The 9,554-nt window shown below is 41.6% G+C and carries 8 protein-coding genes; 4 read left to right on the top strand and 4 right to left on the bottom strand.

What is annotated here, in order from left to right; translation table 11 throughout:
- A partial coding sequence (locus ACFE90_RS26050) for a WD40 repeat domain-containing protein (RefSeq protein ID WP_375505331.1) occupies positions 1–863 on the top strand: 863 nt, incomplete at its 5' end.
- An 87-nt stretch (positions 864–950) separates the two neighbouring features.
- Here the strand turns inward: ACFE90_RS26050 and ACFE90_RS26045 are convergent.
- The 3 genes from ACFE90_RS26045 to ACFE90_RS26035 all read right to left on the bottom strand — a co-directional run bounded on the left by ACFE90_RS26045 (position 951) and on the right by ACFE90_RS26035 (position 4,130).
- Positions 951–1,901: an NAD-dependent epimerase/dehydratase family protein gene (locus tag ACFE90_RS26045; RefSeq protein ID WP_375505330.1), complete on the bottom strand. Its 951-nt coding sequence runs from the start codon at positions 1,899–1,901 to the stop codon at positions 951–953.
- Between the two features lie 179 nt (positions 1,902–2,080).
- On the bottom strand, positions 2,081–3,142 hold the full coding sequence (gene hemE / locus ACFE90_RS26040; RefSeq protein WP_375505329.1) for a uroporphyrinogen decarboxylase: 1,062 nt from the start codon (positions 3,140–3,142) through the stop codon (positions 2,081–2,083).
- A gap of 352 nt (positions 3,143–3,494) precedes the next feature.
- Positions 3,495–4,130: a PEP-CTERM sorting domain-containing protein gene (locus tag ACFE90_RS26035; protein WP_375505328.1), complete on the bottom strand. Its 636-nt coding sequence runs from the start codon at positions 4,128–4,130 to the stop codon at positions 3,495–3,497.
- Positions 4,131–4,615: 485 nt separating this feature from the next.
- Between ACFE90_RS26035 and ACFE90_RS26030 the strand changes: the two genes are divergently transcribed.
- The 3 genes from ACFE90_RS26030 (at position 4,616) to ACFE90_RS26020 (ending at position 7,547) form a co-directional block, all read left to right on the top strand.
- Positions 4,616–4,750 carry a hypothetical protein gene (locus ACFE90_RS26030; RefSeq protein WP_375505327.1) on the top strand — a complete coding sequence of 45 codons (135 nt, stop codon included), beginning with the start codon at positions 4,616–4,618 and terminating at the stop codon, positions 4,748–4,750.
- A 251-nt stretch (positions 4,751–5,001) separates the two neighbouring features.
- Entirely contained in the window at positions 5,002–5,751 is a 750-nt protein-coding gene (locus ACFE90_RS26025; protein WP_375505326.1) for a hypothetical protein, read from the top strand.
- Between the two features lie 260 nt (positions 5,752–6,011).
- Complete coding sequence (locus ACFE90_RS26020) at positions 6,012–7,547, top strand: FAD-dependent monooxygenase (protein ID WP_375505325.1); 1,536 nt, start codon at positions 6,012–6,014, stop codon at positions 7,545–7,547.
- A 413-nt stretch (positions 7,548–7,960) separates the two neighbouring features.
- Here ACFE90_RS26020 and ACFE90_RS26015 read toward each other — a convergent pair whose 3' ends face one another.
- Entirely contained in the window at positions 7,961–9,280 is a 1,320-nt protein-coding gene (locus tag ACFE90_RS26015) for an ABC transporter substrate-binding protein (RefSeq protein ID WP_375505324.1), read from the bottom strand.
- Positions 9,281–9,554: the final 274 nt, after the last annotated feature.

The raw sequence follows: 9,554 nt of genomic DNA, 5'->3' as shown, positions 1-9,554 counted from the left end.
CGATCGCTATTAGTCCAGATAGTAAAACTTTAGCTAGTGGTAGCTATGATGGCACGATTAAAATTTGGAATCTGCATACTGGCAAATTACTTCATACCTTTAAAGGCCATGCTGATGCAGTTAAGTCCCTTGCCATTAGTCGTGACAACCATATTCTGATCAGTGGTAGCTGGGATAACCGGATAAAAGTTTGGAATCTAGAAACTGGTACTTTGCTGCGTACCCTCAATGGTCATGTTGATGATGTGGAGTCTGTGGCGATTAGTCCAAAGGGTCTTTTGGCTGCTAGTGGCAGTACCGACAAGACGATCAAACTGTGGAATCTCCAAACTGGTAAACAATTACAGACACTTCAGGATACTGATACTATAAAGTCTGTTGCCTTTAATCCAGATAGTAGAACTTTAGCTAGTGGCGGCAATGATGGCACTGTTAAAATTTGGCAGCTAGACACTCAACCAGGAAAAGAAAGTGCAGTGCTAACACACACTTTCGTAGGGCATTCTCAAGAAGTATTATCTGTTGCTTTTAGCCCAAATGGGCAGATCCTAGCCAGTGGCAGTGCGGACAAGACGATCAAGCTTTGGCGGCTTAACGATCGCATATTGTTACACACACTGGTAGGACATTCTGCAAAAGTGTTGTCTGTAACTTTCAGCCCGGATGGGCAAGTATTAGCCAGTGGCAATGCAGATAACACGATTAAGTTTTGGTATCCATCTACAGGTAAAGCATTAGGTAGCATTGCAGGACACAGCAAACCAGTTTGGTCTGTTGCATATAGCCCCGATGGACAAACTTTAGCTAGCGGTAGTGCCGACCAAACTATCAAAATTTGGCCTGTGGGAGGGTTGCATAATTAATAAATAAACTGTCTTAAATTATACATCAATTCATATTCGTAATTGGTTGATCTTATTAAACTACAAAAGCATAAATCTCCACATTAGCTAACGTTCAACGCCACTAATTTTTAAAACATCATTTATGGTTGCACAGTAATTTGGCAAGCCGAAACTATCGGGATTAATGAATTTTTCGTATGTAAAATGCCGATAGTTCATACAAAACCGATCCCAAGAGGCCATCCGAATGCGGAACAGAATAATAATCAAATTAGCTAATGCTATAGATATGGGAATGCGAAAGTAAATCTTTTTTCCCAGATAAGCACAAACTTGTTTCACTGCTTGATTAGCAGTTAACGGTGCTTGACCTAAAACCAGCCGACGTGGTTGATCATTTTTGGCAGGATGATCAATTAAATATCGCACGACAGTGGCAATATCTCGTCCGTGGATAAAGTGAAAACTGCCATCTGCTTCCAAAAAGCGAATCAAATTAATATATTTCGTAACTTCTGGAATGCCAGATGTGAGGTGAGAATAGGGTTTTTTGGCATCACCGCCCAATACTAAAGTCGGAAATACTGTGGTAATTTTGGGTGCGATCGCTAATTTTTCTTTTTTCTCTAAGCACTCATATTTAGAACGGATGTAATCTGTCCCAATTTCCCCGGCTTCTTTTAATGGTTGATTGTAGCGATCCAAAACGCTAGCTGTCGAAAAATAAATCACCTGTTGGCAACGTTCTGGATCTAGCAGTTCGAGCAACTCTATAGTCTTGACGACATTAATATCAAATGTCTCATCACCACCCCAAGCTGTGGCTGTGAGTACTGCCGTATCAATTGTGGATAGCAAATCGGCAAACTGGCGAATATTTTGCATATCACCTTGTAAAACGTTGATGCCTGAACGTGCCTTAGTATCAACTTGCAATTTGCTTGGGTTCCTAACTAGTAGATACAGTTCGTGATCTGTTTCCTGAATTAAGGCTTCTGTTAAATAATGACCTATACAACCACTTGCACCAGTCACTAAAATCCGTTTCTGGCTCATAGAGAATTTATCAAAATTTAGGAGTTAAAACTAAAGAGTTAAGAATAAAGTTAAAAGTTCCGAATTGCAACTGATAACTTATTACTCTGGAAATTTTAGATTTTGAATTTTGGATTTTGGATTGCAGGAAAAATCTAAAATCTAAAATCTAAAATCTAAAATCTAAAATTGCATGACTCCTAACCCTTAACTCCTGCAAGATTCAATTCCTTTGCTGTTTCAAAGAAGAAAGCGACATTTTCTTCTGGAGTTTCTGGTAAGACACCATGACCGAGATTGAGAATGTGACCCCAATTACCAGCTTTGCGAACGGTATCAAGAATGCGATCGCGGATAAACTGTTTAGAACCGAATAGTACGCCTGGGTCAAGATTTCCTTGAACTTTCACTTGCTTACCCAATCTGGCTCGTGCGTCTGCCATATCTACTGCCCAGTCTACACTGACAATATCAGCGCCAGATTGTCCCATTCTTTCCAACACACCTGCACTACCGCTAACTAGCAAAATCAAAGGTGTATCGGGGTGGGTTTGCTTGACTTGCTGGAAAACTCGCTTCTGATAGGGGAGAGCAAAGGTGTCATAATCTTGAGGACTCAATTGACCCGCCCAAGAATCGAACATTTGCACAACTTGAGCGCCAGAGTCAATTTGGTAGCGGGCATAGATAGCGATCGCATCTGCTAATTTAGCTAACAATTGATGCAATATCGTCGGCTCTGAGAATGCCATGTTTTTGATGATGGAATAGGTTTTAGAACCTTTTCCTTCCACTGCATAAGCTGCTAACGTCCAAGGCGCACCCACAAAGCCCAACACCGTTGATTTATCGCCTACTTCCGAACGTAGCGCTTGCAATATTGTCTTGATAAATGGTAGAGCTGCTTCTGGTTCTAAAGGATGCAGAGCATCGATTTGTTCTTGAGTGCGGAGGGGCGAGTGAATGATTGGCCCTTTACCTTCGGCAATATCCATGTCAATGCCCAAACCAGGTAATGGGGTGACAATATCAGAAAATAAAATTACTCCGTCTGGTTGGAAAGCTCTCCAGGGTTGCAAGGAAACTTCAATTGCTACTTCTGGAATTTCGGAGCGATCGCGAAAGGAAGGATACTTTTCTCTTAAGTCTCGATATGCTTTCATATATCGTCCCGCTTGTCGCATCATCCATACAGGGGGACGATCTACTACTTCACCACGAGCAGCCCGTAAGAGATGAGGAGTCGTTGAATAAACACCCATTTATTACTTCATCCTAGTTATGCCACTGTTTAGCTTATCATTCTAGGATTACGCTTTTCCAGCAGGTTTTCAGGAAAAGGTGAATAGCAGGGCATAATAGTAATATTTTATAATATTTTGATTATTGGATATAAGCTATCGGTTGGCTTGACTACAGTATTAATGCCAGCAAGCGCTAATTTATTGTTTTTTTAGCTTATCCCATGAAATTATTGCTTTGAGTTCCACGTAGAAATACACCTCTCACTTTTGCCTCAAGGGAACGCATGAGGAAAACTGCATAACAAAATGTGTCTCTATGCCATGCGTAGAGACACATCCTTAAGGGTTTTGAACAGGGATCTGGATAAATTTATCCTTTCACTGTCGCTTTATGTTGTGAGCGTTTGAAAAGTGACATAATACCACAAGCACCAATTGCTAACACACCTAACATCGCATTAGGTTCGGGAACGCTGGCTAGTCTATAGGCGTGGTTATCTGTTTCAAAGGCAATACCATTTGAGCGCATCACAACTCGGTCAAATGTTTCTCCTGTATCAGCTACAAGATTGATAAACATATTAGCTTGAGAGCTAGTCCAACTACCATTAGCTATAGCAGTTGGCACATCTGTACCACTAAAAGTCTTTAACAATTGATTACCTTTGTAAATGTCAACATAGTTGTAATCATCCAATGAACCTGCATAAAAACCGAAGTAATTAACAGCTTTTTTGAAGTTAATATTGACAAAACCACTGTCGCCTGCAACATTACTACCTACTGGAGCTATTGTTAGAAATTTGGTGTTATCCCCATAAGGTGAAGCGTATTGCCCAGATGCGCTACCTTCAACAATGTTAGTAGTAATATTAGAGTAAGTAACAAATCCATTAGGATCATTTGCTGTGCCATCATCAAATGTGACAGTTTTGGCATCAGCGTAGCTAGTAAACGGGCCACTGTTGACTTGCAGAGTTACGGCACTAGCTGGATTTGCACTCATGATCACAGCAGTTATTCCGAGTAAAGCAAAGGATAATTTTTGCAGCATTCTAGTAATAAACCTTGAAAAAGATAAAGAGAATTAAGACTGGATTTTCCTGAAAAACTAGTTACAAAAACCTAGTTTTATTACTCCAACAAACTAGAAGAAAACCACAAATATTATTAGGTATTTGTAAATGAGTGTCGTTGGGTATAACAAGCTCAAAGATTGTAAATTTATCTTGATGCTTTATAATCCTATTTTTATTTTTTTCACTCGCAAAAGATACGGTGTATATACTAAAATATATTTAAAGATTATGTGAAGGTTGTTCTGTAATTGTAGTGGACAGGACAAACGCATCTAAATTACTCTTGATCGCAACCAAAGTTAAGAACCAACAAAAAAATCACCATTTCTCGTTTGTTTAGTTTCCGAGATTTAAAGCGATGTCTACGATGGGCTACCCCTAAATCTTTAGCAATATAGCGGTTCCCATTCAGATGCAAAACAACATCAATACGCTTGGCTTTATGAAAAATTGCTTTGTTGGGTTAAGCAAAGCGCAATCCAACAAAGCCCCTGAAATGTTGGGTTTCGTTCCTCAAACGCCAGTTGCTACCCTGCGGGAACGCTAAGAGCGAACAAGTCAGCAGAGCCGCTCAACGCACGGCTCCCCAACCTACGCAATTGCTATTATTGATATAATATCCTCGCCTTGGAGAAGTGGCGAATGGCCAGTGGGGAATGGAAAATAGGGACTGGCGATTGAGAAATAGGATAAAACAAGAATCAATATTTAATTGAGGATTGGGGATTGGGTATTAGTTATTCTCCCCCTGCTCCCCTATCTTCCTGCTCTCCCTACTCCCTAGTCCCCTAACTTGATATGCAAACTGACTCTAACAGTTCCGATGATGTTGCATCTGCTAATAATGAGCCTAACCCAGGAAAATTTTTGATTCCGCGATCGCAGCGACAGAGGTTCTTTATCCAGTTTACCTTAATGACCCTGATCGGATGGGTTGTGGGTGGCGTTGCCAGTATCGCCATAGAGAAAATTATTCTCCAAACCTCACCTAGCGTTGCAATCCAACCCCAAACATGGGGCATTTTGGTCAGAAGTCTCAGCAATGTTATATTTGCTGTGATTTTTGCTGCCGATCAAGCCCTTGTCCTTTACCGATATTTATCGGGTTGGCAGTGGATATTTGCTACTAGTGTAGGTTGGCTGATTGCTAACGGCGTTTCTACAGCCTGGATTAACTATCTTTCAAGTATTGCCATATCGTTAAATGAAATTTTATCTCCTGAGCAGACTTTTATTTTTGGATTTCTGTCTGCGATCGCATATATTATTTCTGGTATTTGGCTAGGGCTTTGCCAGTGGCTGGTATTGAGGCGATACACAACAAGCATTTGGTGGTGGAATTTTTTACCCTCAATCTCTTTCTTCTTAATCACTATTTTGATTTGGTTGCTTTTTGTTGTACAAAATTTGATTCCAGAAGCCAACCGTACTTTTATACTGTATTGGAGTGGACAAGGATTTACAGCATTAATTTTGGGAATTATACCAGCAATTGGCTTATGTACCTTGAAAAGAAATTCACATTGCCAGAGTGGAATTTCTGGTTAATCATAATTACTGGAGTTTAGACTAAAAGCGATATGAGGGAACGCAAGTCAAATAGAATTACAGATTAAAAATACTTTCAAGTCAGTTTCAAAGTATACACATGATTTCTCCCCTCTTGTGTAGTATGCGTGTATAAAAATACTTACAATAATGATAATCATAGAGAATTCAAGAAAAAAGGGTCGGGGATTGTGATTGTTGCCGTAACCGGACCACATGTCATCTCTGCCGACCAATAGGTGGTACAAATGGAAACACTCATGAGTAACAACAAAAATCAATCGGTTTACGATGTAATCATTTCTGGGGCTGGCCCAGTAGGACTTTTCCTAGCCTGTGAACTGGCCTTGACCAAATGTTCAGTCCTAATACTGGAAAAGGCAGAGAATCCGCACTCGCTATTGAAGCAGCTTCCTTTCGGGATACGGGGGCTTTCTGCGCTTTCTGTTGAAGCACTTTACCGCCGTGGGTTGCTAAAAGAACTTGAGGTACCAAAACGCCTTGAAGACCCCCATAGCAACCCAACTAAAGTGCAATGGTCACAACCCCAACGTCAGGGAGGGCACTTCGCCGGCATTCCATTTCATTACGGCAATATTGACACCTCACAGTGGAGGTATCGCTTACCAAGCTCGACCGACACCAATTTGTTATCTGAAATGGAGGAGCTTGAAGCAGTGCTATCTCGCCGCGCAGAAGCCTTGAGTGTAGAAATCAAGCGCGGGCTTGCCATTACTGACTTTCATCAAACCGAGGACGGGGTAACTGTTCAGTCAGGTGATCAATCTTTTAAAGGTAAATGGCTCGTGGGTTGCGATGGAAGCCGTAGTGTTGTTCGCAAGGCGGGCGGTTTTGAATTCGTCGGTACGGAGCCAGAATTTACCGGCTACTCTGCCCAGGTTGACATCGCCAACCCGGAGAAGCTCAGTCCGGGCCGAAACGTGACACCAACAGGCATGTACTTCCAATCCCAGCCAGGTTACTTAATAATGCAGGATTTTGATGGCGGGGCATTTCATAATCCAGAAAAGCCAATCACGCTTGAACACATGCAGGAGGTTCTACGCCGCATCTCGAACACCGACGTTACTATCAGCGCCCTCCATATCGTGAGCACGTGGACTGACCGAACACGGCAGGCCACAACCTACCGCAACGGACGTGTACTTTTAGCTGGCGATGCCGCGCACATTCATTCGCCGTTGGGAGGCCAAGGGCTTAACCTTGGACTGGGCGATGCCATGAACCTGGGCTGGAAGCTCGCCACAACCATCCATAATATTGCGCCGTCAGGCTTGTTGGACAGTTACCATACTGAACGACACCCAATTGGTGCACAGGTTCTGGATTGGTCACGTGCCCAAGTTGCAATCATGAGACCAGTCCCACATGCCCGCGCGCTGAATGCGATTGTCCGCGACCTTATGAATACTCGCGATGGTGCCACCTATATTGCAGGAAGGGTGTGGGGCGTTTTCACACATTACAATCTCGGTGGCGACCACCCTTTAGTAGGCCACAGCGTTCCCAACTTTGAGTTTGAAGACGGTACAAGGATTGGCGAGCTAATGCACGATGGCCACGGGATACTGCTTGATTTCGATATGAATGCTTCACTTAAAACTTTGGCGAGTGAATACGGCGACCGAATGAAGTATGTTTCGGACCGGGCGAAAGAACAATTAGGCTTGAGCACTGTACTGATACGTCCTGATGGGATTATCGCCTGGGCTTCTGACAGCGAACCTGATGAGCAATCAATCAGACAAGCGGTTGCTCTCTGGTTTGCTCGATAGCTTTATTTAAATCCTCTTCCAAAGAAGTGATGTCTGAATATTTTTCTAAATGGTAACGGATATCATTACTGGAATTTAGACTAAAAGCGGTATGAGAGAGCGCAAATCAAATAGAATTGCAGATAAAAATCTTCTCAAGTTAGCCTCAAAAATCCGCGATTTTTGAGCATTATGTAATGCATATGTATGCAAATAACACTACAATAATAATCATGAAAAGGGTGGGAAAGGAAATTCCTCCACTTAAAGTTGCTTGGCAACACTAAGAGGTTATGTTTTCTAAACTCAGCACTGCTGGGTCATTTCTTGCTGCCTAGTTTAAACTCCAGTAATTAAGCATCGGGTTTTAAATTCAGTTTTTGCAAGGCTAAGTAAAAACGAAGCCTTAGTTAGGATTTTAGATTCCATTTAGATTATAGGGAATCCCAAATTGAATCGATATTTGCTTGAGCTTGTTTGAGTGCTGTTTCTGGGGATGCTCCTAGCATCGTGGCTTCGATGGCTCGACCTAAACTGTCAGACAGACGACTATAGCCAGGAATGATTGGTCGAGAACCTGATACAGGCATTTGGTCAATAAAGACTTTCAAGACAGGTTTTTGCTGGAGAAATTCTCGATAAGCTTGACTTTGGGCAGATTTAATATTAACTGGTAAAAAACCCGTCCCGATGCTCCATTCTGTTTGGAATTCTTCACTTAAAACATACTCTAAAAATTTGAGTGCGGCTTGCTCTCTTTCTGGTATGGTCTTCATCAAATACATATTTCCACTACCTGTTACCGTAGCAGGTTTCACACTTGCAGGTATGGGGAATGCGTTAAAGTCAACATTAGACTTCATGATATAAGTCCAAGGGCCTGTAATCTGCATAGCAACGCGACCTGCAATAAAAGCGTCTTCTTCGTAACCTCGCTCTGGAGAAGAAAGGGTTGCTGAACCATCTTTTAATAGGTCTTGCCAAAATTGTAAGGCTGCGATCGCACCTGGATTCGTCAAATTCGGATGGTTATTTGTTACAATCTCTCCTCCGGCGCTCAATAAAAAGGGGAACCAACTAAAAACAGTCCATTCTTCCTTTCCTAAAGGCAGTAACATTCCATACTGTTCAGGCCGATTGTCACCATTCCGGTCTATAGTTAATTTTTTGGCAACTTCCCTTAACTCTTCCCAAGTCTTAGGAAGTTGCGTAATTCCCGCAGCTTGGAAAAGTTTAGGTCGGTAAAAAATGCCTACATTGCTCGTGTAAAGTGGGATTGACCAAACATGACCGTCTAATTTTAGTTCCTCCCATAAGTTGGGGCTAATTTCCGACTTCAATGGAAATTTTTCCAGCCATTCTTCTAAAGGACGAATTGCCCCTAGTTCCATAAACTGACCTGTCAATTGAGGATCGAATGACAGAATATCTGGAGGCGCATTGCCCACAACTGCTGTTAATATTTTTGGCAATTGGGGTTGACCTATGAAGATAGATTTCACCTGAACATCAGTATGAGTGTGATTAAATTTATCTACTAGTTTATTAAACACATCCCGATTAACAGGGGGATTGATTGATTGCCATAGACTCAGATGAATCACTCCGTCATTCTTCTGCACTGTCCCCTGACAACCATATAAGAATATGAAAAATATACTCAGAATCATTCTCACCAGGGAAAGCCGCCAAGCAGAATTGGTCAACTGGCGGAAAAATTTTTGAATTTGGGATCGGAAAAGGGTAACTTTCATGTCAATTTTTAGATTTGTTGGGTATCTATCATTTCACCCTTCTTAAACCACACCGCCGTGTAGTCAATTTTTTGAAGATTAAGTTGCTCTATTATCAAACGTTCAAAATCATGTAAAGCTTTTTGACAACCATCTCAATGACCGTAGCCATCCACTTAAATCATGTCATTAAGAACAATACCTTCATAAAAGGTATTGAAGATATCCATATTTATCTTATCTATGAAACTATCCCACTAATAAAAAAGTATGGTAATCTACTTCTCAACAAGGA

The organism is uncultured Nostoc sp. (assembly GCF_964245445.1).
Classification (GTDB): domain Bacteria; phylum Cyanobacteriota; class Cyanobacteriia; order Cyanobacteriales; family Nostocaceae; genus Nostoc.
The sequence above is the reverse complement of the archived record's forward strand: the minus strand, read 5'-3'. Positions and strand labels throughout refer to the sequence as shown.